The 24,388-nt window shown below is 70.5% G+C and carries 25 protein-coding genes; 20 read left to right on the top strand and 5 right to left on the bottom strand.

Annotated features, from left to right (window positions below; translation table 11 throughout):
• Positions 1-34 precede the first annotated feature (34 nt).
• Positions 35-706 carry a TetR/AcrR family transcriptional regulator gene (locus DEI89_RS14570; protein WP_110904773.1) on the bottom strand — a complete coding sequence of 224 codons (672 nt, stop codon included), beginning with the start codon at positions 704-706 and terminating at the stop codon, positions 35-37.
• A 248-nt stretch (positions 707-954) separates the two neighbouring features.
• Between DEI89_RS14570 and DEI89_RS14565 the strand changes: the two genes are divergently transcribed.
• Together DEI89_RS14565 and DEI89_RS14560 are read left to right on the top strand one after the other, a co-directional pair.
• On the top strand, positions 955-2,289 hold the full coding sequence (locus tag DEI89_RS14565; RefSeq protein ID WP_110904796.1) for a pitrilysin family protein: 1,335 nt from the start codon (positions 955-957) through the stop codon (positions 2,287-2,289).
• A gap of 8 nt (positions 2,290-2,297) precedes the next feature.
• A complete protein-coding gene (locus DEI89_RS14560; protein WP_110904772.1) occupies positions 2,298-2,900 on the top strand; it encodes a histidine phosphatase family protein in 603 nt (200 codons plus the stop codon).
• 70 nt (positions 2,901-2,970) lie between these two features.
• Here the strand turns inward: DEI89_RS14560 and DEI89_RS14555 are convergent, their stop codons facing one another.
• Positions 2,971-3,462, bottom strand: coding sequence for a GNAT family N-acetyltransferase (locus DEI89_RS14555; protein ID WP_110904771.1), 492 nt, complete (start codon positions 3,460-3,462; stop codon positions 2,971-2,973).
• 22 nt (positions 3,463-3,484) lie between these two features.
• Between DEI89_RS14555 and DEI89_RS14550 the strand changes: the two genes are divergently transcribed.
• Both DEI89_RS14550 and DEI89_RS14545 read left to right on the top strand, forming a co-directional pair.
• The gene (locus tag DEI89_RS14550; protein ID WP_110904770.1) at positions 3,485-4,231 is read left to right on the top strand and encodes a 4-hydroxy-tetrahydrodipicolinate reductase; all 747 of its coding nucleotides are present in this window, start codon (positions 3,485-3,487) and stop codon (positions 4,229-4,231) included.
• A gap of 48 nt (positions 4,232-4,279) precedes the next feature.
• The gene (locus DEI89_RS14545; RefSeq protein ID WP_110904795.1) at positions 4,280-4,687 is read left to right on the top strand and encodes a tetratricopeptide repeat protein; all 408 of its coding nucleotides are present in this window, start codon (positions 4,280-4,282) and stop codon (positions 4,685-4,687) included.
• A 10-nt stretch (positions 4,688-4,697) separates the two neighbouring features.
• On the opposite strand, the gene DEI89_RS14540 is transcribed toward DEI89_RS14545, so the two are convergent.
• Entirely contained in the window at positions 4,698-5,600 is a 903-nt protein-coding gene (locus tag DEI89_RS14540; RefSeq protein ID WP_110904769.1) for a TIGR01777 family oxidoreductase, read from the bottom strand.
• Positions 5,601-5,662: 62 nt separating this feature from the next.
• On the opposite strand from DEI89_RS14540, the gene DEI89_RS14535 reads away from it, so the two are divergent.
• The 14 genes from DEI89_RS14535 to dapF all read left to right on the top strand — a co-directional run bounded on the left by DEI89_RS14535 (position 5,663) and on the right by dapF (position 20,502).
• Positions 5,663-6,466 (top strand): thymidylate synthase, encoded by an 804-nt coding sequence (locus tag DEI89_RS14535; protein ID WP_110904768.1) that lies wholly within the window; start codon positions 5,663-5,665, stop codon positions 6,464-6,466.
• Positions 6,466-6,966 (top strand): dihydrofolate reductase, encoded by a 501-nt coding sequence (locus DEI89_RS14530; RefSeq protein WP_110904767.1) that lies wholly within the window; start codon positions 6,466-6,468, stop codon positions 6,964-6,966. The genes DEI89_RS14535 and DEI89_RS14530 overlap by 1 nt, the downstream gene beginning before the upstream one ends.
• 104 nt (positions 6,967-7,070) lie before the next feature.
• Positions 7,071-8,048 carry a 4-hydroxy-tetrahydrodipicolinate synthase gene (gene dapA / locus DEI89_RS14525; RefSeq protein WP_110904766.1) on the top strand — a complete coding sequence of 326 codons (978 nt, stop codon included), beginning with the start codon at positions 7,071-7,073 and terminating at the stop codon, positions 8,046-8,048.
• A 48-nt stretch (positions 8,049-8,096) separates the two neighbouring features.
• Positions 8,097-9,773: a ribonuclease J gene (locus DEI89_RS14520; protein WP_110904765.1), complete on the top strand. Its 1,677-nt coding sequence runs from the start codon at positions 8,097-8,099 to the stop codon at positions 9,771-9,773.
• A gap of 99 nt (positions 9,774-9,872) precedes the next feature.
• Positions 9,873-12,908: a DNA translocase FtsK gene (locus DEI89_RS14515; protein WP_110904764.1), complete on the top strand. Its 3,036-nt coding sequence runs from the start codon at positions 9,873-9,875 to the stop codon at positions 12,906-12,908.
• A gap of 4 nt (positions 12,909-12,912) precedes the next feature.
• Positions 12,913-13,545 carry a CDP-diacylglycerol--glycerol-3-phosphate 3-phosphatidyltransferase gene (gene pgsA / locus DEI89_RS14510; RefSeq protein ID WP_110904763.1) on the top strand — a complete coding sequence of 211 codons (633 nt, stop codon included), beginning with the start codon at positions 12,913-12,915 and terminating at the stop codon, positions 13,543-13,545.
• Positions 13,546-13,583: 38 nt separating this feature from the next.
• Positions 13,584-14,075: a CinA family protein gene (locus tag DEI89_RS14505; protein ID WP_110904794.1), complete on the top strand. Its 492-nt coding sequence runs from the start codon at positions 13,584-13,586 to the stop codon at positions 14,073-14,075.
• 154 nt (positions 14,076-14,229) lie between these two features.
• On the top strand, positions 14,230-14,538 hold the full coding sequence (locus DEI89_RS14500; protein WP_110823882.1) for a helix-turn-helix domain-containing protein: 309 nt from the start codon (positions 14,230-14,232) through the stop codon (positions 14,536-14,538).
• Positions 14,539-14,608: 70 nt separating this feature from the next.
• A complete protein-coding gene (locus DEI89_RS14495; protein ID WP_110904762.1) occupies positions 14,609-14,833 on the top strand; it encodes a DUF3046 domain-containing protein in 225 nt (74 codons plus the stop codon).
• A gap of 266 nt (positions 14,834-15,099) precedes the next feature.
• On the top strand, positions 15,100-16,152 hold the full coding sequence (gene recA, locus DEI89_RS14490) for a recombinase RecA (protein ID WP_110904761.1): 1,053 nt from the start codon (positions 15,100-15,102) through the stop codon (positions 16,150-16,152).
• Positions 16,149-17,024 carry a regulatory protein RecX gene (locus tag DEI89_RS14485; RefSeq protein ID WP_110904760.1) on the top strand — a complete coding sequence of 292 codons (876 nt, stop codon included), beginning with the start codon at positions 16,149-16,151 and terminating at the stop codon, positions 17,022-17,024. The genes recA and DEI89_RS14485 overlap by 4 nt, the downstream gene beginning before the upstream one ends.
• Positions 17,025-17,169: 145 nt before the next feature.
• On the top strand, positions 17,170-18,678 hold the full coding sequence (gene miaB, locus DEI89_RS14480; RefSeq protein ID WP_110904759.1) for a tRNA (N6-isopentenyl adenosine(37)-C2)-methylthiotransferase MiaB: 1,509 nt from the start codon (positions 17,170-17,172) through the stop codon (positions 18,676-18,678).
• A complete protein-coding gene (gene miaA / locus DEI89_RS14475) occupies positions 18,665-19,615 on the top strand; it encodes a tRNA (adenosine(37)-N6)-dimethylallyltransferase MiaA (RefSeq protein ID WP_258366509.1) in 951 nt (316 codons plus the stop codon). The genes miaB and miaA overlap by 14 nt, the downstream gene beginning before the upstream one ends.
• A complete protein-coding gene (gene dapF / locus DEI89_RS14470) occupies positions 19,612-20,502 on the top strand; it encodes a diaminopimelate epimerase (protein WP_110904758.1) in 891 nt (296 codons plus the stop codon). The genes miaA and dapF overlap by 4 nt, the downstream gene beginning before the upstream one ends.
• Before the next feature lie 206 nt (positions 20,503-20,708).
• On the opposite strand, the gene DEI89_RS14465 is transcribed toward dapF, so the two are convergent.
• The gene (locus DEI89_RS14465; RefSeq protein WP_110904757.1) at positions 20,709-21,320 is read right to left on the bottom strand and encodes a class I SAM-dependent methyltransferase; all 612 of its coding nucleotides are present in this window, start codon (positions 21,318-21,320) and stop codon (positions 20,709-20,711) included.
• Between the two features lie 61 nt (positions 21,321-21,381).
• Between DEI89_RS14465 and hflX the strand changes: the two genes are divergently transcribed.
• Positions 21,382-22,926: a GTPase HflX gene (gene hflX / locus DEI89_RS14460; RefSeq protein WP_110904792.1), complete on the top strand. Its 1,545-nt coding sequence runs from the start codon at positions 21,382-21,384 to the stop codon at positions 22,924-22,926.
• A 151-nt stretch (positions 22,927-23,077) separates the two neighbouring features.
• Here hflX and lexA read toward each other — a convergent pair whose 3' ends face one another.
• The gene (gene lexA / locus DEI89_RS14455; protein WP_110904756.1) at positions 23,078-23,722 is read right to left on the bottom strand and encodes a transcriptional repressor LexA; all 645 of its coding nucleotides are present in this window, start codon (positions 23,720-23,722) and stop codon (positions 23,078-23,080) included.
• Between the two features lie 255 nt (positions 23,723-23,977).
• On the opposite strand from lexA, the gene DEI89_RS14450 reads away from it, so the two are divergent.
• Complete coding sequence (locus DEI89_RS14450) at positions 23,978-24,340, top strand: LysM peptidoglycan-binding domain-containing protein (protein ID WP_110904791.1); 363 nt, start codon at positions 23,978-23,980, stop codon at positions 24,338-24,340.
• The last annotated feature ends 48 nt before the right edge of the window (positions 24,341-24,388 follow it).

Here is a 24,388-nt window from a genome sequence, read left to right as displayed (position 1 = left end):
CCCGACGGAACCGGGGAACGTCCGGTCGGACTGCTCAGGCGGCGAGCACGCGTTCGGCCACGCGACCGAGGGCGGCCGTCGCGGCGATCGCGTCGCCGGCGTAGGCACCGCTCATCGCGCCGTCGCGCGCGAGCATGAGTTCGTCGGCGCCGTCGCCGGGAAGCGGGTGACCGGCGTCCTGCAACAGGTCACCCAGTCGCTCGGTGTACCAGTCGCGGTGCATGGCGACGACCTGACGGACCGGGTCGCGGGGGTCGTGGTACTCCGCCGCGGCGTTGAGGAACGCGCAGCCACGGAACTCGGCCTGGTTGACCTCGGTCGCGAGGGCGTCGACCCAGGCGCGGACGGCGGACTCGGGCGCGTCCGCACCGGCGACGATGCGGTCCATCACGGCCTGCTCACGGGCGTGCTGCTCGTGCATGTAGGCGAGGATCAGGTTGTCCTTCGAGCCGTAGTGCTTGTAGAACGTCGCCTTCGTGACGCTCGCCTCGGAGATGAGCCGGTCGACGCCGACGCCGCGGATGCCCTCTTCGTAGAACAGTCGGAGGGCCGTCTCGAGGATGCGGACCTTCGCGCCGCCGGAACGGGGAGCCGGGGGGACGCTCGACCCGTCCGGCGACGGAAGGTTCTGTGTGCTCAGGGCCGGTCCTTGCAGACGCTGACCCAGGAGACGCTGGACGGTCGGTTGGGGGGAATCGACCGTCACAGCGTGGCTCTCCTTGGGTCATCGGCTCCGCGGCGGAGTGGGGGGACTCGTTGCCGCGCAGGACTGATGTCCCGAGCCACCGGATCGGGATCTAGGGGGGCTCTCGATCCGGTGACACCACAGTAGCACAAGGAGGACAGACAGACGAGTCGGTCTGTCCACATTTCTTGTCCCCCATAATGAGTGACGTGCCCCGCCGGGTTGTCAAACTGGGCGACGGGTGTCCGCACTTCAGTAGAGTCATGACGATGAACCGCCCAGTGCCGCTGCCGCTCGAGGCTCCGGAAACGTCCTTCGTGACGTCCGGTGGAGCCCTCGTTCGGCGCACCGTTCTCGCCTCGGGCGTCCGTGTGCTCACCGAATCCGTTCCGTCCGTCCACTCCACGAGCATCGGGTACTGGGTCGGTGTCGGCTCCCGAGACGAACGGGCCGGACAGTTCGGTTCGACGCACTTCCTCGAACACCTGCTCTTCAAGGGCACGACCGAGCGCAGCGCGCTGGACATCGCCGTCGCGTTCGACTCCGTCGGTGGCGAGCACAACGCCGCGACGGCCAAGGAGTACACCTGCTACTACGCCCGGGTGCGGGACACCGACGTCCCGATGGCCGTGGGCGTCATCGGCGACATGGTCTCGAACTCCACACTCGAGTCCTCGGCTTTCGACATCGAGCGCGGGGTCATCCTCGAAGAACTCGCGATGGCCGCGGACGACCCGGCCGACGTCGCGGGCGAGGCCTTCTTCGCCGCCACCTTCGACGGGCATGCCCTGGGACGCCCGATCGGTGGCACCCCGGAGAGCATCCGTGAGGTCCAGCGTGACGAGGTGATGGCGCACTACGCCGAGCACTACGAGCCGAACGGCATCGTCGTCACCGCGGCCGGTGCCGTCGACCACGACCACTTCTGCGCCCTGGTCGAGGCCGTCTTCTCCGACGCGACCGCGGCCGGCCCGCTCGCCCGACGCGAAGCGCAGCCCGCCGCCGACCCGGTGGAGTCGTCGCTCCGGGTCGTGCACCGCCCCACCGAGCAGGTCAGCATGCTCCGTGGCTCGCAGGGGCTCGACCTGCGGGACGACCGTCGGCCGGTGCTCAGCGTGCTCAACGCCGTGCTCGGCGGCGGCATGAGCTCCCGACTCTTCCAAGAGGTGCGCGAGCGCCGCGGTCTGGCGTACGCGGTGTCGTCCTTCGCTCCGGCGTACCTCGACAACGGCGCCTTCGGGGTCTACGCGGGCTGCGCGCCCGACAACGTCGCCGGTGTGATCGACATCATCGACGGGGAGTTCCGCCGGATGGCCGACGACGGCATCACGGACGAGGAGCTGCGCCGTGCGAAGGGCCAGATCGAGGGCGCGCTGACGCTCTCGCTCGAGGACTCCGACGCCCGGATGACCCGCCTCGGCCGGGCCGAGCTCGGCACGGGGGAGTTCACCGACCTCGCCACCGCCCTCGAGCGTGTGGACCGCGTGACCGCCGCCGACGTGCTCGACCTGTCCCGCGACCTCCTCACCCGACCGACCGTGACGGCCGTGGTCGGGGACGTCCAGCGCGAGCGCCTGGCAGTGGCGCTCGGGATCGACGGTTGACCTCCACGATGTCGCACTACCTCTACCTCGTCCGGCACGGCGAACACCAGGACGCCGAGCACGGTCTGCGCGACGGCAAGCTCTCGGAACGCGGCAAGCGACAGGCCATGCTCATCGCCGACCGACTGGGGGGCGTGCCCTTCGACGGCGTCTGGCACTCCCCGCTCGACGCCCCGAGCGAGACCGCGTCCTTCCTGCAGCAGCGCCTCCCGGCCATCCAGCCCGAGCCGTCCACGTTGCTGTTCGACTGCATCCCCTCCGGCCCGACGCCCGACATGCCGCACGCCTACAAGGGCTGGTACGGCGGCGTCACGGAAGAGGAGATCGCCGCCGGGCAGGCACAGATGGAGGACGCCGTCGCGGAGTGGTTCACGCCCGCGATGAAGGACCGGCACGACCTCCTCATCACCCACAACGCCGTCATCGGCTGGTTCGTGCGCGAGGTCTTCCAGGCCCCCGAGTGGCGCTGGATGGGCACGAACGTCGCCCACAGCTCGCTGACGATCATCCGGATCCGGTCGGCGAAGCCCGCCGAGCTCGTCACGCTCAACGACCTGGCGCACCTGCCGGTCGAACTCCGCACCGGCCTGCCGGTGCCGCAGCCGCTCTAGACGGAGCCCGTCCGTCGGCGCGACCGGCGCGGTGGACGGGCACCGTGCCTACCGGGAGGCCCGTGGTGCGTCAGCGGACCGGCTTGCGGTACCAGGCGGTCGCGTTCGGGTTGTCGTTGAAGGCCGGCACGCGGTCGTAGCCACGGCTGCGGTACATCGCACCGGCGGCGACCAGCGCGTCGTTCGTGTCGAGGACGATGCTCGTCGCGCCGAACGCCGCCGCGGCCTGCTCGAGGACGTCCATCACGGCGGTCGCGACACCGTGCCCACGGCCCTCGGGCAGGACGAAGACGTGCTTGACCTCGAACCGGACCTCGTCGCCGTCGTCCGCGATGCGGCGGAGCCCGCCACAGCCGACTGCCGTGTCACCGTCGTACGCGACCACGAAGGTGCCGTTCGGGGGCGTGAGCTCGACGGTCGGCGTGCGCTTCCGGGTGTACGAGCCCTGCGCGCTCGGGAAGGTCGCCGCACGCTCGTCGAGGTACCGGTCGAGCAGGGCGTCGACCTCCGGGGCGTCGGCGGGGACGGTGCGGACGGTGACCTGGCTGCGATCCTCGGGCATGCCCCGATCCTAGGATGGGGGCATGGTCACTCCCGTCGCCGTCGTCGGCGCCCCCGGTCGGCTCGGTGCCCTCGTGGCCGCCGTCGTCGAGGAACTGCCCGACTTCGAACTCGTCGCCCGACTGTCGTCGCGGGACCGCGCGCACGAGGCCGACGGTTCGGTGTTCGCCGGGGCGCGGATCGTCGTCGACGTCACCGTCCCCGCGCTCAGCCCGGCGATCGTCGAGAACGCCCTGGGCACCGGCGCGAACGTCCTGGTCGGTACCTCCGGCTGGTCGGGGGAGCGGCTCGGGAAGCTCCGCGCGTCGCTGGAGGGGCGGCCCGATCAGGGCGCCTTCGTCGTCCCGAACTTCTCGGTCGGCTCCGTGGTCGGCACGCACCTGGCCACGATCGCGGCGCCCTGGTTCCCCTCGGTCGAGATCGTCGAGAGCCACCACGCCGGCAAGATCGACTCCCCGTCCGGCACCGCGGTGCGCACCGCGGAGCTCATCGCCGACGCCCGTCGTGACGTCGGCCCGGTGGAGGCCCCGCACGTGGACCAGCGCGCCCGCGGGCAGCAGGTGGCCAGCGTCCCGATCCACTCGCTGCGGCTCCCCGGCGTGAAGGCCGTGCAGGACGTCGTGCTGAGCGGCCCCGGCGAGACCCTGACCATCCGCCACGACACCGGCGACGACACCGCTTACCTGCCTGGCATCCGTGCGGCGCTGCAGGCGGTCGGGTCGATGCGCGGGCTGACGGTCGGGCTCGGCTCCGTCCTCGGCATCGGGTAGGGGCCGGCCGTGCGAGGCCTCCGGTCACCGCTCTGGGGCGTGCTGCTGATGACCGTCCTGCTCGTCGTGTACATCGTGCTCGTCGGGCAGCGTGCGGTCGCGTTCCTGTCGACGGGGATCCCGGTCGGCATCGGCATCGGGATCGCCCTCGTCGTGATCGCCCTGGTCGGTGCGCTGCTCCTCGTGCTGGAACTCCGCTTCGGGCTGGGCATCACCCGACTCGAAGCCCGGCTCGAGCGCGAGGGTGGTGCCCCGGAGGACGTCGTCGACGTGCGGCCATCGGGACGGCCAGCCCGAGCGGCTGCGGATGAGCTGTTCCCGCGCTACCGTGCCGCGGTCGAGGCGGCACCGGACGACTGGCGCGCCTGGTACCGGCTCGGTGTGGTCTACGACGCGGCCGGCGACCGGAAGCGGGCCCGGGCCGCGATGCGGACGGCGCTCACGCACGCACGCTGACCGTCGTCGCTCAGAACGCGGCGTCGACCGCGTCCTCGGCCCGGGTGTACCGGAACGCGTAGCCGGACTCGAGCAGCTTCGTCGGTGCCATCCGCTGGTTCGACAGGAGCATCTCGTCCGCCGCGTCCTTGAGCACCGCACGGAGCGCGAACGCCGGCACGCGGAACAGGTACGGCCGGTGCAGGTCCTCGGCGACGCGCTTGGTGATGCGTTCGGCGACGGCCGGCTCGGGACCGGCGAGGTTCACCGGGCCGGAGACGTCGTCGGCCGTGGCGAGGTGCACGATCGCGCCGACCTCGTCCTCGAGCGCGATCCACGGCCAGTACTGCCCGCCGGTGCCGAGCCGGCTGCCGACGCCGGCCTTCGTCAGGGGGACCAGCGGCGCGAGCGCACCGCCGCCCTGACCGACGACGATGCCGGTGCGCAGCAGGACGACGCGGACCCCCTCGGGTGCCCGCTCGGCCGCGGCTTCCCAGGCACGGCACACGTCGGCGAGGAACCCGGTGCCGACGGCCGCGTCGTCGCCGAGCACGTCCACCGGCCGGTCGCCGTACACGCCGGAGGCGGAGCCGGAGAGGAACACCTTCGGCGGGGTGTCCGCGGCACGCATCGCCTCGACGAGTGTCGTCGTCGAGTCGATCCGGGAGGACCGGATCGCACGACGGTACGACGCCGTCCACGGGATCTTGCCGAGGCTCGCGCCCGCGAGGTTGACGACGACGTCCGCACCGTCCAGGACCGCCGGGTCGAGCGGCCGTTCGCCGGGCGACCAGCGGAACTCGGTCGGGGTGCGCGGTTCCCTCCGGACCAGCGTCGAGACGTGGTGGTCGGCGTCACGGAAGGCACGGACCAGGGGCGTCCCGATGAAGCCAGATGCGCCGGCGACCAGGATCGAGAGCGGCTGTTGCGTCATGCCGCCACGGTACCCAGTCAGCTGACCGCGGGCCCGGCGCGGTGTCGCTTAGGCTCGACGTCGTGACCGAGAACCCCACGCCGTACGAAGACCTGCTGCGCCGAGTGCTCGAGGAAGGCTCCCCGAAGGGCGACCGGACCGGCACCGGGACCCGCAGTCTGTTCGGCGCCCAGCTGCGCTACGACCTGTCACAGGGCTTCCCGCTCATCACGACGAAGCGCGTGCACATGAAGTCGATCGCGTACGAGCTGCTCTGGTTCCTCCGCGGCGACTCGAACGTGGGGTGGCTGCAGGAGCACGGCGTGCGGATCTGGAACGAGTGGGCGGGCGAGGACGGCGACCTCGGACCGGTCTACGGCGTGCAGTGGCGTTCCTGGCCGACCCCGTCGGGGGAGCACGTCGACCAGATCGCCCAGGTGATCGAGCAGATCCGGACGAACCCGGACTCCCGCCGGCTCATCGTGTCCGCCTGGAACGTGGCGGACATCCCGAGCATGGCGCTCGCCCCCTGCCACGCCTTCTTCCAGTTCTACGTCATCGACGGCAAGCTCTCGTGCCAGCTGTACCAGCGGAGCGCGGACATGTTCCTCGGCGTCCCGTTCAACATCGCCTCGTACGCGCTGCTCACCCACATGGTCGCGGCGCAGACCGGGCTCGAGGTCGGCGACTTCATCTGGACCGGCGGCGACTGCCACGTCTACGACAACCACGTCGAGCAGGTGCAGGAGCAGCTGTCCCGCACGGCGTTCCCGCTGCCGACGCTCGAGCTCGCCCCGCGCGACTCGATCGACGACTACGAGTACGAGGACATCACCGTCGTCGGCTACGAGCACCACCCGGCGATCTCGGGCAAGGTCGCGGTCTGATGGCGTCCCACGGCACCGGTGTCGGCATGGTGTGGGCCCGCACGGCATCGGGAGTGATCGGTGCGGACGGGAGCATCCCCTGGCACGTGCCCGAGGACCTCGCGCACTTCCGGCAGGTCACGGGTGACGGCGTCGTGGTGATGGGCCGTCGCACGTGGGACTCGCTGCCCGAACGGTTCCGGCCGCTGCCGGGCCGGCGGAACGTGGTGCTGACCCGTGACGACACCTGGTCCGCGGCCGGTGCCGAGGTCGTCCACGACCTCGAGACCGCACTCGACACCGACGAGCCCGTCTGGGTGATCGGTGGCGGTGCGGTCTACGCCGACGCCGTGGCCTTCGCCGACCGCGTCTCCGAGACCGTCGTCGACGTCGAGGTCGACGGGGACACGGTCGCGCCGACCCTCGGCGACGACTGGACCCTCGTCGACGAGGGACCGTGGCAGGAGTCCCGCGTCGACGGCACCCGCTACCGCTTCCTCGAGTGGCGGCGCGGCGCCTGAACCCACGCTCCCGCGCCGCCCGCCGGAGGTGATCCGAGCCTCCCGGCCGCCCACCGTCCGGGCGGACGGCGGTGCCCGCGCGCATCCCCGGTACGCTGGACCCCGTGTCCACGCGTGAGAATCCCTTCGGCCAGGTCCTCGTCGCGCTCGTGACCCCGTTCACCGCCGACGGCGAAGTGGACTGGCCGGGCGTCGAGCAGCACATCGACGACTGCATCACCGCGGGCGCCGACGGCATCGTCGTCACCGGCACCACCGGCGAGACGTCCACCCTCACCGACCCGGAGAAGCTCCGCCTGGTCGAGGTCGGCAAGTCCGTCGCCGCGGGCCGCGCGAAGATCATCACCGGCGGCGGCTCGAACGAGACCGCCCACGCGATCCACCTGTACAAGCAGAGCGAGCGTGCCGGCGCCGACGGCGTCATGATCGTCACGCCGTACTACAACAAGCCGACCCAGGCCGGTGTCCTGACGCACTTCCGGATGATCGCCGACGCGACCGACCTGCCGGTCATCCTGTACGACATCCCGGGCCGCACCGGCATCCCGATCACGTACGACACGATCCTCCGGGCGTCGAAGCACCCGAACATCCTCGCGGTGAAGGACGCCAAGGGCGACTTCGCCGAGGTGTCCCGGGTCCTCAACAACACCGACCTCATGTACTTCTCCGGCGACGACACGAACGTGCTCCCGCACCTGTCGATCGGCGCGACTGGACTCATCGGCGTCACCGCGAACATCACGAGCGCGCCGTACCGCGCCATCGTCGACGCCGTGAACCGCGGCGACCTGGCGACCGCGACCGCCGAGCACAAGCGCCTCGAGCCGCTCGTCCGCGCGATCATGACCCACGTGCCGGGCACCGTGGCGGCGAAGTACGTGCTGCACGGACTCGGCCGCATCGGCAGCCCGCGCGTCCGGCTGCCCCTCGTCGGCCCCGAGGACTCCGAGGCGTACGCCATCGAGACCTCGCTCGAAGCGGTCCACGACGTTCCGGGCGCCGACTTCTCCAACTTCCGCCCCGACCGCAACGCAGCGGCCGGCGGTGCGCTACCGAAGGTGCCAGGCACCACCCGCTAGACGAACACCGCGGCGCACGACGTGCGTCGCCCGAATCCGTAGGACCGAATGCCCACACAGATCTCCGCACCGCAGCCGCTCGAACCCGGAACCCTCCGAGTCATCCCCGTCGGGGGACTCGGCGAGATCGGTCGCAACATGACCGTCTACGAGTTCGAGGGCAAGATCCTCATCGTCGACGCCGGCGTCCTCTTCCCCGAGGAGCACCAGCCGGGTGTCGACCTCATCCTGCCGGACTTCACGCCAATCCGAGACCGGCTCGACGACGTCCTCGGTGTCGTGCTCACGCACGGCCACGAGGACCACATCGGCGCCGTCCCGTACCTGTTGAAGCTCCGCGGCGACATCCCGCTGATCGGTTCCACGCTGACCCTCGCGCTCGTCGAGGCGAAGCTCAAGGAACACCGGATCAAGCCGTACACACTGAACGTGGCCGAGGACCAGACCGAGCAGATCGGTCCGTTCCACCTCGAGTTCGTCGCGGTGAACCACTCGATCCCGGACGCCCTCGCCGTCGCCATCACCACGCCGGCCGGCCGCGTCCTGCACACGGGTGACTTCAAGATGGACCAGCTGCCGCTGGACGACCGGATCACCGACCTCCGAGCCTTCGCCCGTCTGGGCGAGCTCGGCGTCGACCTGTTCCTGCCGGACTCGACGAACGCGGACGTGCCGGGCTTCACCGCCCCCGAGCGCGACATCGGCCCGGTGCTCGAGAACATCATCACGCGCGCCCGCAAGAAGGTCGTCGTGGCGAGCTTCTCGTCGCACGTGCACCGCGTCCAGCAGGTCCTCGACGCCGCCGCTGCCGCGAACCGCAAGGTCGCGTTCATGGGCCGGTCGATGATCCGCAACATGACGATCGCCGCCGAGCTCGGGTACCTCCGCGTGCCGGAGAACGTGCTCATCGACACCAAGAAGGCGAAGAACGTCCCCGACGACCAGATCGTCTACATGTCGACCGGGTCCCAGGGCGAGCCGATGGCGGTCCTGGCGCGGATGGCGAACCTCGAGCACCAGATCGAGATCGGCGAGGGCGACACCGTCATCCTCGCCTCGTCGCTCATCCCGGGCAACGAGAACGCCGTCTACCGGGTCATCGACGGGCTGACGAAGCTCGGCGCCAAGGTCGTGCACAAGGGCAATGCCAAGGTGCACGTCTCCGGGCACGCTTCCGCCGGCGAGCTGCTCTACTGCTACAACATCCTGCGTCCGCGCAACGTGATGCCCGTGCACGGCGAGCACCGCCACCTGTTCGCGAACGCCGACCTGGCGATCCAGACGGGTGTCCCGCCGCGCAACGTGATCCTGGGCGAGGACGGTACGGTCGTCGACCTCAAGGACGGCCAGGTCACCGTCGCCGGCCAGCTCGACATCGCGTACGTCTACGTCGACGGCTCCACGGTCGGCGAGATCACGGACGCCGACCTCAAGGACCGCCGCGTCCTGGCCGAAGAGGGCTTCATCACCGTCTTCTGCGCGGTCGACTTCACGACGGGCCAGTGCGTGATCGGCCCGGAGATCCAGTCGCGCGGGTTCGCCGAGGACGACTCCGTCTTCGACGAGGTCCGCCCACAGATCGCGAAGGCCCTGGCCGAGGCCGCCGCCAACGGCACCCGGGACACCCACGCGTTCAGCCAGGTCGTCCGCCGTACCGTCGGCCGCTGGGTGAACACGAAGCACCGACGTCGTCCGATGATCGTGCCGGTGGTCATCGAGGCGTAGGCGCCGTCGTCTCGTCCTGGAGGCCCGCCGTCACGTCCGCCACGGACGCTGCGGCGGGCCTTGCGTCCATCGTCGTCGGCTGGCGTTAGGGTCGACCCCATGGCCGGAGGCACCAAGTCGACCACGCGCACGCGCGCGTCGTCATCGTCGACCCGTGGAGGCGGGCCGCGCGGGACGTCGCGTACCCAGGCCACGACGAAGAAACTGCCGCAGGCGGCACCGTCGCCGGTGTTCCGCGAGCAGAACCCGCTCGTGACCGCGTGGCTGGGCATGGCGCACGGCGTCGGTGCCGGCTTCCGGCTGCTCGGCAAGGAGTCGCTCGAGAAGGACCAGCGCCGCGACGGCTTCCCGTTCCTGCTGTTCGTCCTGGCGATCGCCGGTGCCGTGGTGGAGTGGCTCAACCCGACCAACGCGGTCTCCATCGCACTCGACGCGTACACGTTCGGCGGCCTGTTCGGTCGACTGGCGTTCGCACTCCCGGTGATCATGGTCGTCTTCGCCGGTTGGCTCTTCCGGCACCCGGCGTCCGTGCACGACAACACCCGGATCGGCATCGGTCTCGGGTTGCTGCTCGTCTCGATCGCATCGCTCTGCCACGTCTTCGGCGGCCAGCCGAGCGCAGTGGACGGCATGCCCGCCCTCGCTGCCGCCGGTGGCGTGCTCGGCTGGGTCGTCATCGGGTGGCTCGTCGCGGTCGCCACCGCCTGGGTGGCCGTGCCGGTCGCGATCGTGCTGCTCGCACTGTCCCTCTTCATCATCACCAAGACGCCGCCGAACAAGCTCGGTCGCCGTCTGCACGAGCTGTACGCCTACCTGTTCGGCGCGCCCGGCCCCGCAGCCGAGATGACCGAGGACGACGTCGACGCGGCCGCTGTCGCCACGAAGCCGACCCGGAAGCGCGGTGGGAAGGGTCAGTCGCAGGACTTCCCGCTGTTCGAGGACCTCGGGTTCGACGAGGACGGTGCCCCCGTCGAGCCGGGGGCCGACGAGCACCTGCCCTGGTGGCGGCGAAACAAGTCCGGGCGTGAAGAGGACCCGGCGTACGACAGCCCGGTCATCCCGCCGGCCGGTGCTGCCGCGGTCGGTGCCGGCTCCCGTGCTGCCGGTACCGCCGGGCTGCGCGATCTGACGCCGGCCGAGCCCGAGTCGGTCAACCTCAACGACTCGATCGAGCAGGACGTCGCCGACGACCTCGACCGGGCCGAGCAGGCGCTCCGCGACTTCGGCTCACCAGCGCCGGCAGCGCCGACCGAGGCGTTCCGACCGGACCGTGACGTCGCGGCGGCCGTGGCCACGGGCCTCCCGTCCGCCGCAGCCGTGGCCGCACCCGCCATCGCGCCGGTGCCCGTCGTCTCCGTGCCCGTGGTGTCCGTGCCCGTGGTCTCCGGTGAGTCCGACCTCGGCGAGGTCGGTGTCGAGGACGAGCCCGAGGGACCGTCGCCCGTCGCCGGTGCCGAGGACCCGGCGCAGCCGTACCGCCTGCCCGCCGCGACCACGCTGAGCGCCGGCACGCCGTCGGTCGCCCGCAGCCAGGCGAACGACGAGATCGTCGCGGCGATCACCGGTGTCCTCACCGAGTTCAAGGTCGATGCGAAGGTCACCGGGTTCTCGCGCGGACCGACGGTCACGCGCTACGAGATCGAGCTCGGCCCGGGCGTGAAGGTCGAACGCGTCACCGCGCTGTCGAAGAACCTGTCGTACGCGGTGGCCTCGAACGAGGTCCGCATCCTCTCGCCGATCCCCGGCAAGAGCGCGATCGGCGTCGAGATCCCGAACAGCGACCGCGAGATCGTGTCCCTCGGCGACGTGCTGCGCTCGAGTGCCGCCACCAAGTCGAAGCACCCGATGACGATCGGCGTCGGCAAGGACGTCGAGGGCGGCTTCGTCGTCGCGAACCTCGCGAAGATGCCGCACCTGTTGGTCGCGGGCTCCACCGGCTCGGGCAAGTCGGTGTTCATCAACTCGATGATCACCTCGCTGCTCATGCGGGCGAAGCCGTCGGAGGTGCGGATGGTCCTCGTCGACCCGAAGCGCGTCGAGCTGTCCATCTACGCGGGGGTCCCGCACCTGATCACCCCGATCATCACGAACCCGAAGAAGGCGGCCGAAGCGCTGCAGTGGGTCGTGAAGGAGATGGACATGCGGTACGACGACCTGGCGTCCTTCGGGTTCCGCCACGTCGACGACTTCAACAAGGCCGTCCAGAACGAGGAGATCGTGCTGCCGGCCGGCAGTGAGCGGAAGCTCAAGCCGTACCCGTACCTGCTCGTCGTCGTCGACGAGCTCGCGGACCTCATGCTCGTCGCCCCGCGCGACGTCGAGGAGTCCATCGTCCGCATCACCCAGCTCGCCCGTGCCGCCGGCATCCACCTGGTGCTCGCCACGCAGCGCCCGTCGGTGGACGTCATCACCGGGCTCATCAAGGCGAACGTGCCCTCCCGGATCGCGTTCGCCGTGACCAGCGTCACCGACTCCCGCGTCATCCTCGACCAGCCCGGGGCGGACAAGCTCATCGGCCAGGGCGACGGGCTCTTCCTGCCGATGGGGTCCTCGAAGGCCGTCCGCGTGCAGGGCGCCTGGGTGCAGGAGGGCGAGGTCGCCGAGGTCGTCCAGCACGTCACCCGGCAGGCCCAGCCCGAGTACCGCCAGGACGTCGCTGCCGTGGTCGAGCGCAAGGAGATCGACGCTGACATCGGCGACGACCTCGAACTGCTGCTCGCGGCGGTGGAGCAGGTCGTCTCGACGCAGTTCGGCTCGACGTCGATGCTGCAGCGCAAGCTCCGCGTCGGCTTCGCGAAGGCCGGGCGCCTCATGGACCTCATGGAGTCCCGCGACATCGTCGGACCGTCCGAGGGGTCGAAGGCGCGCGACGTCCTCGTCACCGGGGACCAGCTGCCCTCGGTGCTCGCGAAGCTCCGGGGCGAAGAACCCCCCGCTGCGCCGGCCCCCGTCGCTTCGACAACCGTCGCTTCGACACCCGCTGCGCCGGCCGGTGCTCCGTCCGCCCCCGCTGGCGCGGCAGTCGGGTCGGACGACCGGTACGGCAACGACCCGGTCGCCGGCATGACGCGCGGGTACGATGAAGAGGAAGGCGACACCGACGAGGACGCCTGGGGCCTGACGGGCAGGGAGTGAGACCATGACCGCCTCCGACGGCACGACGAACCGGTTCCCGTGGCGCGGCCGGATCCTGCGCAAGGGTCCCGGCCCCGCGTCGACCGCGAACGTCGCCAACATCATCACCGTGGTGCGCATCCTCATGGCGCCCCTGTTCTTCGTCCTGCTCCTCGCCGACGCCGGCTCCGACGGACCGGTCCGCATCTGGGCCGCCGTGCTCTTCGTCGTGGCGATCGTCACGGACAGCGCCGACGGCATCATCGCCCGCCGGCAGAACCTGGTCACCGACTTCGGCAAGCTCGTCGACCCGATCGCCGACAAGGTCCTGATCGGCGGCGCGCTCGTCGCCCTGTCGATCCTCGGCGAGTTGCCCTGGTACGTGACCGTGCTGATCATGATCCGCGAGATCGGGATCACGGTCTTCCGCTTCGCGGTGCTGTCCGACCGGGTGATCCCGGCCAGCCGCGGCGGGAAGATCAAGACCGTGCTGCAGGCCGTCGCGATCACGCTCGCGCTGTTCCCGTGGTGGAACCTCGTCGGCGACCTCGCGCACTGGGTGAACGGCATCCTCATGACCGCGGCGTTCGTCGCGACGGTCGCCAGCGGGGTGGACTACCTCGTGCAGGCCTGGAAGCACAACCGGACCGTAGCGTGAGCCTCCCGGTCGACGGAGGTCCCGCAGACGGCACCGACGTGGCTGACGTCGCTCGGGCGCTCGTCGCGGAGCTCACCGCGCGAGGCGAGACGGTCGCGGTGGCGGAGTCGCTGACCGGCGGGCTCGTCGTCGCGGAACTCGTCGGCGTCCCGGGGGCCAGCGCCGTCGTGCGCGGGGGAGTCGTGGCCTACGCGACCCCGGTGAAGGCGACGGTGCTCGGCGTCGACGCCGACCTGCTCGCCGAGCGCGGTGCGGTCGACCCGGAGGTCGCGCGCCAGATGGCCGCTGGTGTCCGGATCGCGCTGGCAGTCGACGACGTCCCGGCGACCTGGGGGATCAGCACGACGGGTGTCGCCGGTCCGGACCCACAGGACGGCAAGCCGGTCGGTACCGTGTTCATCGGCATCGCGGGCGGTTCCGGCGCGGAAGCGGTCGAACTGCACCTGGACGGGGAGCGCGGGACGATCCGACGGGCCGTCGTCTCCGAACTCCTGACACGACTGCGATCCAGAGTCCGGGGCGTGGAATAGGTGGCGTGACCGTCAGGTTACATCTCACGCAATCTCCAGCAGGACGGCAGCCGTACTGGCTACCATGCTGCAACCGGCAACGTCACGGTTGCTGAACCCGAGCTCGGTCATCCCGACCGAGCGGGCGCGGAGATGACAGGAAGGAGGAGTTCTCATGGTTCTCGTTCGTCAGGAAATCGGCGATGTGCTGCGGGACTTCCGCTTGCAGAAGGGCCGGACCCTCCGTCAGGTCGCGTCCAAGGCCAGCGTTGCCCTCGGGTACCTCAGCGAGGTCGAGCGTGGTCAGAAAGAGGCCAGCTCGGAGATCCTCGCTTCGGTTGCGGATGCTCTCGACACTCCCATCTCGACGATCATGCGCGAAGTGGGTGACCGTCTCGCGGTGGTCGAAGGACTCACCCGGGTCCCGGACACGCTTCCCGATGAACTCGTCGCCGAGTTCGACAACGACCTCGCGGTGCGCTGACACGTATCGCACGAACGAACGCCCTCGCCGGTCCGCCGGCGGGGGCGTTCGCCGTTGTTAGGGTGGTCCGATGCGCGTGAGTGAGTTCTGGCGAGCCGTCGACCAGGTGTTCGGGGATGCGTACGGGGCGGTCGTCGCGCGGGACGTCGTGCTCGAGCAACTCGGAGGGCGCTCGGCGGCGGACGCTCTCGATGCCGGGATCGACGCACGGACGGTCTGGGAGGCGCTGTGCGACTCGCAGGACGTCCCCGAGGAGCGTCGGCACGGGCGTGGCCTGCAGGAGCCGCGGAGCTGACGGACTCCCGCGCGCGAGGCGAACGTGTGTTCGGCGTGTCGCTCGAACACGTGTTCGGTCGGTGCTACGTTCCTGCACAGCGACGTTGACCGGATGCTCCATCCACAACCCACGCTCGCCCGGGCAGTGATGTCGGTGGGCGGCCGTAGGTTCATGGACATCGGAACACGTCCGAAGCCTTGTCGCAGAACGAGTGGCCTTGCACCATCGGCCGGTCCGGACGCGACAGCCTACAGGCGGCCGTCACCAGCACGAAGGAGCATCCCATGCCATCAGCAGTAGACCGCGAGAAGGCCCTCGAGACCGCACTCGCCCAGATCGACCGTCAGTTCGGCAAGGGTGCCGTGATGCGCCTCGGGACCGACGAACGTGCTCCGGTCGCCGTCATCCCCACCGGCTCCGTCGCGCTGGACGTCGCGCTCGGCATCGGTGGACTTCCCCGTGGCCGCATCATCGAGATCTACGGTCCGGAGTCCTCCGGCAAGACGACCTTGACGATCCACGCCATCGCCAACGCCCAGCGGAACGGCGGCATCGCCGCGTTCATCGACGCCGAGCACGCGCTCGACCCCGAGTACGCCAAGAAGCTCGGTGTCGACATCGACGCGCTCCTGGTGTCGCAGCCCGACACGGCTGAGCAGGCCCTCGAGATCGCGGACATGCTCGTCCGTTCGGGCTCCATCGACCTCATCGTCATCGACTCCGTCGCAGCCCTCGTGCCGCGCGCCGAGATCGAAGGTGAGATGGGTGACTCGCACGTCGGTCTGCAGGCACGCCTCATGTCGCAGGCCCTCCGCAAGCTGGCCGGTGGCCTGAACCAGACGCAGACCACGATGATCTTCATCAACCAGCTGCGCGAGAAGATCGGCGTGTTCTTCGGTTCGCCGGAGACCACGTCCGGCGGTAAGGCGCTGAAGTTCTACGCCTCCGTCCGCCTCGACATCCGCCGCATCGAGACACTGAAGACCGGTACCGAAGCAGTCGGCAACCGCACCCGCGTCAAGGTCGTGAAGAACAAGATGGCGCCGCCCTTCAAGCAGGCCGAATTCGACATCCTGTACGGCGTCGGCATCTCCCGCGAAGGCTCGCTGCTCGATTTCGGTGTCGACCACAACATCGTCAAGAAGTCCGGTGCTTGGTACACGTACGACGGTGACCAGCTCGGCCAGGGCAAGGAGAACTCCCGTGCCTTCCTGATCCAGAACCCCGAGATCGCGGCCGAGATCGAGGGCAAGATCCTCGCCAAGCTCGGTGTCGGTGGGGCCAAGGAAGCGGCACCGGTCGAGTCGATCGCGCCGAAGGTCGCGAAGGGCGCGTGACGGCCGGAGAGGACGACGCGGACCTCGCACCCGTCACCGACCTGTTCGGTGCGCGGTCCCGTCGGGGCTCGTCCGCTGCGGCGCCGCGGACGGCTCCTCCACAGTCGGCTGGCCCCGAGGACGCCCCCGAGGCTGACAGCAGCGCCGGCGCCGACCGTCCCGACGCAGACACCCCGGTGCCGCTGCCGATCCGCGGCGTGCAGTCCGAGTGGCTGTCGCCCGTGGTGGGGGACGGCTCCGGACGCACGACTCGTGCCGAGCAGAGCGGGTACGACGGGGAGGAAGCCGATGCCCCGACCGCGTCGGTCTTCTCGATCACCGGCGGGGAGATCGATCCCGCCGACGCACCGCGGCCGCTCGACGAGCAGCGTGCTGACGCCGAGCGCATCAGCATGCGAGCGCTGAGCCGTCGTGGCGTCAGCACCTCCGAACTCCGGACGATGCTCGTCAAGCAGGACGAGTTCGACCCGGACGTCATCGAGCACGAGATCGAGCGGCTGACGCGGGTCGGGCTGCTCGACGACGTCGCGTTGGCCACCGACCTGGTCGACCGGATGCACTCGCGGAAGGGGCTCGGGCGGCAGGCGATCGTCGCCGACCTCCGTCGTCGGGGTATCGACCAGGCCGCCATCGACGCCGCCCTCGAAGCGGCCGCCGACGACGAGGACGACGAGTTCGTCCGGGCCCTCGAGCTGGCTGCGAAGCGTGCCGGACAGATGCGCGGCCTCGACCGGGCGACCGCAGAACGCCGGCTGTCCGGGTTCCTGATGCGCAAGGGCTACAACGGTGGTGTCGTGCGCGTCGCCGTCGAGCGTGCCCTGGACGGACCGCGACGTCCGACGACCGGGGGCGGGACCGTCCGCTTCGAGTGACGGACGAGTGATGCCTGCCGCGTGACGTGTCAGGAACGGGCCGGAGCGGACGCGCTCCGGCCCGTTCTCGCGCTCCCGGTGCCTCGGCGCGGACGTCCCGGCGCCGCCGCCGGGGTCCCCGAGTCCGGACCTACACTGGACGATCATGGACACCGTCGCCTCGCGCCCGCGTACCTACGAAGTCCGCACGTACGGGTGCCAGATGAACGTGCACGACTCCGAGCGGCTCAGCGGTTCGCTCCGCGCCGCCGGGTACGTCGCCGCCGGATCCCTCGGGTCCGAGGACGAGCAGGCTGACGTCGTCGTCATCAACACCTGCGCGGTCCGCGAGAACGCCGACAAGCGTCTCTACGGCAACCTCGGGCGCCTCGCGTCGATCAAGCGCGACCACCCGGGCATGCAGATCGCGGTCGGCGGCTGCCTGGCGCAGAAGGACAAGGACGTCATCCTCGAGAAGGCACCCTGGGTGGACGTCGTCTTCGGTACGCACAACATGGGATCGTTGCCGACCCTGCTCGAACGAGCGCGGCACAACGGCGAGGCGCAGCTCGAGATCCTCGAGTCGCTCGAGGTCTTCCCGTCGACGCTCCCCACCAAGCGGGAGTCGACCTCCAGCGGTTGGGTGTCGATCTCCGTCGGCTGCAACAACACCTGCACGTTCTGCATCGTGCCCTCCCTGCGCGGCAAGGAGAAGGACCGCCGTCCCGGCGACGTCCTCGCCGAGGTCCAGGCGCTCGTCGACGACGGGGCGATCGAGGTCACCCTGCTCGGCCAGAACGTGAACTCCTACGGCGTCGAGTTCGGCGACCGCCAGGCGTTCGGCAAGCTCCTCCGCGCCACCGGGCAGATCGCCGGTCTGGAACGCGTCCGCTTCACGAGCCCGCACCCCGCCGCGTTCACGGACGACGTCATCGCCGCGATGGCCGAGACGCCGAACGTGATGCCGCAGCTGCACATGCCGCTGCAGTCCGGGTCCGACCGGGTGCTCAAGGCCATGCGTCGCAGCTACCGCAGCGAGCGGTTCCTCGGGATCCTCGACCGGGTGCGTGCCGCCATCCCGCACGCGGCGATCTCCACGGACGTCATCGTCGGCTTCCCCGGCGAGACCGAAGCCGACTTCCAGGACACACTCCGGGTCGTCGAACAGGCCCGCTTCGCGACGGCGTTCACGTTCCAGTACTCGATCCGTCCTGGCACCCCGGCCGCGACGATGGACGAGCAACTGCCGAAGCAGGTCGTGCAGGAACGGTACGAGCGACTCATCGCGCTGCAGGAGCGCATCACCGCCGAGGAGAACGCCGCGCAGGTGGGTCGCACGGTCGAGGTCCTGGTCGCCACGGGTGAAGGCAAGAAGGACGACGCCACGCGCCGGCTCTCCGGCCGCGCGGAGGACTCCCGCCTGGTGCACTTCGCCGTCCCGACCGGCTCCGAGGTCCCGCGGCCCGGCGACGTGGTCTCGGTGGACATCACCAGGTCGGCACCCCACTTCCTCCTCGCGGATTCCGACGCTCCGTTGCGCATCCGTCGCACCCGGGCCGGCGACGCCTGGGACACCGCGCAGGCCGAGTCCTGCGGCGTCCCGACCCCGACCGTGCCCGGCGAGGGCGCCCGCCCGGTGTCGCTCGGCCTCCCCACGCTCCGTGTCGGCCGCTGACCTGATCGCCGTCGTCGCCGTCGTCGGGGCGACCGGCACCGGCAAGTCCGAACTCGCCCTCGACATCGCCGAGCGGCACCGGGCGCAGGGCCGACGGGCGGAGATCGTCAACGCGGACGCCATGCAGCTCTACCGCGGCATGGACATCGGGACGGCGAAGGTCCCGGAGTCCGAACGGCGTGGCATCCCGCACCACCTGTTCGACGTCCTCCGAGTGACCGACGAGGCGAGCGTCGCCGCGTACCAGCGCGACGCCCGAGCCGTCATCGCGGACATCACGGCGGACGGCGGGGTCGCGGTCCTCGTCGGCGGCAGCGGGCTGTACGTCTCGGCGGTGCTGTTCGACCTCGCGTTCCCGGGCACCGACCCGGTCCTCCGCGAGCAACTGGAGCGCGAGCACCGCGAACTCGGCCCGAACGTCCTGCTCGAGCGGCTCCGCGCGCTCGACCCCGAGGCCGCCGCCGTCATCGACGCGCGGAACCCGCGTCGTCTGATCCGCGCCGTCGAGATCGCGAGCCGGTCAGACCGTGTCACGCCGAGCCTCCCGTCCGCCCCGCGGTCCTGGCGACCCGCGCAGGTCCTGCACCTGCGTCGCGACCGTGAGCAGCTCGTCGACGCCCTGCGCGTGCGGGCCGAGCGGATGTTCGCCGACGGGCTCGTCGACGAGGTCGCGCGCCTCCGCGACGAGGGGCTCGAGCAGGGCCCGACGGCCCGTGCCGCGATCGGCTACGCGCAGGCGCTGCAGGTCCTCCGCGGCGAGGCGAGCACCGAGGAGGCCGTCGAGGCCACGAGCATCGCCACGCGCAAGTACGCCCGTCGGCAGGTCTCCTGGTTCAAGCGCTACACCGACGGTGACACGACGCACGTCAGCACGCTCGACGTCACCGGGGCCGGCACGGCGGAGCTGTCCGACCTGGCCCGTAGGATCGTCCCGTGACCGAGCTGCACTTCACCAAGGGCCACGGGACCGGCAACGACTTCGTCCTGTTCGCCGACCCCGACGCCACGGTCGACCTGACCCCCGACCGGATCCGCGCGATCGCCGACCGTCGGTTCGGGGTCGGCGCCGACGGCGTCATCCGTGCCGTGCGCTCCGACGCGATCCCGGAAGGACGGGCCATCCTCGACGAGGACCCCGATGCGACCTGGTTCATGGACTACCACAACGCCGACGGCTCGGTCGCGGAGATGTGCGGCAACGGCATCCGCGTCTTCGCCCGGTACCTGACCGAGGCGGGGCTCGTCGACCTCGAGCCCGGGCGGACGCTGACGGTCGGCAGCCGGAAGGGCGTCGTCGACATCCAGCGCTCCACGAACGGGTTCGCCGCGGACCTCGGGCGCTGGGGACTCGGCATCGACGGCGGGGGAGCGGACGACGTCCTCGTCCGGGCGAAGGACCTGGACAACGCGCGTCCCGGTCTGGGCATCGACGTCGGCAACCCGCACGTCGTCGTCGCGGTGGCCAGCGAAGCGGAGCTCGCGGGCATCGACCTCACCTACATCCCGGTCCTCGACCCGGCACCGGCCACCGGTGCCAACGTCGAGTTCGTCCTGCCCGGTGACCCGCTCGTCACCGACGGCGTCGGCGAGATCACGATGCGCGTGCACGAGCGGGGCAGTGGCGAGACACTGTCCTGCGGCACCGGCGCGGTGGCCGCCGCCCTCGCCACCCGGCACTGGGCTGGAGCCTCGGCACCGAACACCTGGCGCGTCCGCGTGCCGGGTGGCGTGCTCACCGTGCGCATGACGGCGACCGAGGACGGCGAACACGTCTCGCTCGCCGGTCCGGCCGAGCTCGTGTTCTCCGGAGACCTGACGGTCTGAGCGGGTGCGCCGCTCCCGGTGAGGGTGAGGGTGAGGGTGACGGTGCCGTCGGACGGGAGGCCCGGATCACCGGGCGGACGTCGGTGCGGCGATCCGTGCCTCCAGGCTGAGCAGCCCGCGTCTCCATGCCATGACCGCGCACTCCAGCCTGACCGCGCACTCCGGCCTGACAGCGCATCCCGGCAATGACCGCGCGAGCGCGCTCGTCAGGCTGTGCGGTGCACCCGGATGACGCGGAAGCCCTTGTCGGTCGTCGCCCGCACGACGGTGAAGCCGTCCCCCAGCATCTGCTGCAACCAGCGTTGCAGGGAGTCGCCCCCGAGGTCCTTCGAGACGACCAGCCAGGCGTCGCCGCCGACCGCGAGCCGCGGGATCCAGGTGCGGAGGATGTCGTGCAGTTCGTCCTTGCCGACCCGGATCGGTGGGTTGGACCAGATCGTGGCGAACGTCGTGTCAGCGGGGATCTCCGCGGGCAGTCCGACCGTGACGTTCTCCGCACCGGCGGCGGCCGCGTTGGTCCGGGCCAGGTCGAGCACGCGCTCGTTGACGTCGACGCCCCACACGTGGGCGTCCGGGGACTGCAGCGCCATCGTGATCGCCAGCGGCCCCCAGCCGCAGCCGACGTCGAGCAGGTTCCCGTCCGGCGCGGGAGCGGGGACGTTCTGCAGCAGCACGCTCGTGCCGCGATCGACGCCGTCGGGGCTGAAGACACCCGCCGCGGTGGTGAGCTCGAGCGTCCGACCGGCGAGGGTCACCCGGATCTGCCGCGGTCGCGCCGCGCTCTCCGGGGTGGCCGAGAAGTAGTGGTCGTTCGCCATGGAAGAACCGTACCGGGAACCCCGTGTGTCCTGAGGCGTCCGGAGGTAGCCTGTGGACAGCATGACGGATACCCATCAGCAGGACGAACAGACCATCCACGACGACAGCGCAGACGGTGTCGTCGAGCGAGTGCTGCGCAACGCCGACAAGCGCGCCGCCTCCTCCATCTTCGCGCCGGCACAGGCGATCCAGACCCGCTCGGTCGACGAGCAGGGCTGGGACGGCGACGGCGAACAGTACGACCGTGACGACCGCGCGGCGCTCCGCCGGGTCGGCGGTCTCTCCACAGAGCTCGAGGACGTCACCGAGGTCGAGTACCGGCAGCTCCGACTCGAGCGGGTCGTCCTGATCGGCGTGTACGCGCAGGGCGACGCCTCGGACGCCGAGAACTCCCTCCGCGAGCTGTCGGCCCTCGCCGAGACCGCCGGCGCCGTGGTGCTCGACGGGCTCCTGCAGCGCCGTCCGAACCCGGACCCCGCGACCTACCTCGGCAAGGGCAAGGCCCAGGAGCTGGCGATGGTCGTCAAGGCCACCGGGGCGGACACGGTGATCGCCGACACCGAGCTCGCGCCCTCACAGCGCCGTGCACTCGAGGACGTCGTCAAGGTCAAGGTCATCGACCGCACGGCCGTGATCCTCGACATCTTCAGCCAGCACGCCTCCACGCGGGAGGGCAAGGCGCAGGTCGAGCTCGCGCAGCTCCAGTACCTGCTGCCGCGTCTGCGTGGTTGGGGTGAGTCGATGTCCCGACAGGCTGGTGGTCAGGTCTCCGGCGGTGCGGGCATGGGTTCCCGTGGCCCGGGTGAGACGAAGATGGAGCTCGACCGCCGCAAGATCCACACCCGGATGGCGAAGCTCCGTCGGCAGATCGCCGGCTTCACCCCCGCCCGCGAGGCCAAGCGTGCCGAGCGGAACCGCAACGAGGTCCCCAGCGTCGCGATCGCCGGCTACACGAACGCCGGCAAGTCGTCGCTGCTCAACCGCCTGACGAGCGCTGGAGTGCTGGTGCAGAACCAGTTGTTCGCGACGCTGGACTCGACGGTCCGCAGAACGAGTACCGCGAAGGGTCGCGAGTTCACGTTCACCGACACCGTCGGGTTCGTCCGCAACCTGCCGCACCAGCTGGTCGAGGCGTTCCGCTCCACCCTCGAAGAGGTCGGCGACGCCGACGTCATCGTGCACGTGGTCGACGGCTCGCACCCGGACCCGGCGGCACAGCTGGCCACGGTCCGCGAGGTCATCGGCGACGTCGGCGCCCGCGACGTCCCCGAGGTCGTCGTCTTCAACAAGTCCGACCTGGTCGACGACACGCAGCGGATGCTGCTCCTCGGGCTCGCGCCGGACGCCGTGTTCGTCTCCGCCCGCACGGGCGAGGGCATCCCGGAGCTCCTCGACGCCATCGAGGAACGGCTGCCGGAACCCGACGTCGAACTGACCGTGGTCCTGCCGTTCTCGCGCGGAGACCTGGTGTCGCAGCTGCACGACTCCGGCGCGGTCGAGTCGCTCGACTACGTCGAGGAAGGCACACGCCTGCGGGTGCGGGTCTTCCAGCGCGAGGTCGCCGAGCTCGACCCGTACGTGGTCGCGCCCACGCCGTCCGCCTGACGGCTGGTCCGACGGGAGGCGCGGTGCCGGCTGGCACCGCGCCTCCCGTCGTTCGCGCTGCCGGCCGGACGCGATCCGCAGAACGCAACGAGGGCGGCTCCCCGCAACGTGATCCCGTTGCGAGGAGCCGCCCTCGTTGCGTGTTGCGGGGTCAGAGGGAGCGGAGGACCGCCACCACCTTGCCGAGGACCGTCGCCGCGTCGCCGAGGATCGGTTCGAACGCGGTGTTGCGGGGGAGCAGCCAGGTGTGGCCGTCGCGCTGCCGGAAGACCTTGACCGTGGCTTCCTCGTCGAGCATCGCGGCGACGACGTCGCCGTTCTCGGCCGTCTGCTGCGACCGGACCACGACCCAGTCGCCGTCGCAGATCGCGGCGTCGATCATCGACTCGCCGACGACCTTGAGCATGAAGAGGTCACCCGTACCGACCAGCTGACGGGGAAGCGGGATGATCTCGTCGACGTGCTGCTCAGCGGTGATCGGGACACCCGCGGCGATGCGTCCGACCAGGGGGACGAGGGTCGTTGCGTCGACGTCGGGGCCGTCGGAGTCGGGGGTCGGCTCGTCGACCAGGACCTCGAGCGCGCGGGGGCGGTTGGGGTCTCGGCGGATCCAGCCGCCGAGCTCGAGTTGCCCGAGCTGGTGGGACACGCTGGACAGTGAGGACAGGCCGGCTGCGTCGCCGATCTCGCGCATGCTCGGCGGGTAGCCCCGGCTCGCGATCGACGCTCGGATCGCGTCGAGGATCGACTGCTGCTTCGCCGTCAACGGTTTCTGTCCGCGCAGTTCGTCCGCCACGTCTCGCCCTTCGTCCGGAGTGGAACCGTGCCCCGCGGAAATGTCAGTGGTCCCGGCGAGACTTGCTCCAGTCGATCGAAACAGTATCCGACCGTGACATGTCGGACAAACACCTGTTCGAGCGTGTCGCAAGAAAAACCCCCACGAAACCCTCCCGAGGGGTTGTGCATCCTCCGAGTCGAACGTATGTTCGGTACACGGCTTCGGACGGCCACGACGGTCGACCGACACCAAGGCAAGCAGGAAGGCAACGACATGAGCACCAACGCCATCGCGGACATGCAGCACACCGCAGCACCCGTCGCGCACACGCGCCTCCGTCTCACCCGTCGCGGGCGAGTGGTCTTCACCACCCTCGCGGCTGTCCCCGTCCTGCTCTGCGTGGGCATCGCGATGTTGAACGGCGGCCAGGCCTCGGCCGGTGACCGTGCGGCGAACGTGCACTTCGACACCGTGACGATCCAGCCCGGCGAGACGCTGTGGCAGGTCGCCGAGGACACCGCGCCGAACTCCGACCCCCGTGACTTCATCCAGGACGTCGTGAGCCTCAACGCCCTGAACGGCTCCGCCGTGCAGGCCGGGCAAGAGATCTCGATCCCCACGCAGTACGAGCACTGACCCGGTACTGAGGGGTCGGGCATTCCGCGGGCGTTCGCCCGTGGCGTG

Origin of the sequence: Curtobacterium sp. MCBD17_030 (assembly GCF_003224255.1) — a bacterium.
Taxonomy (GTDB): Bacteria; Actinomycetota; Actinomycetes; order Actinomycetales; family Microbacteriaceae; genus Curtobacterium.
This window is presented reverse-complemented; position numbering and strand designations above follow the sequence as displayed.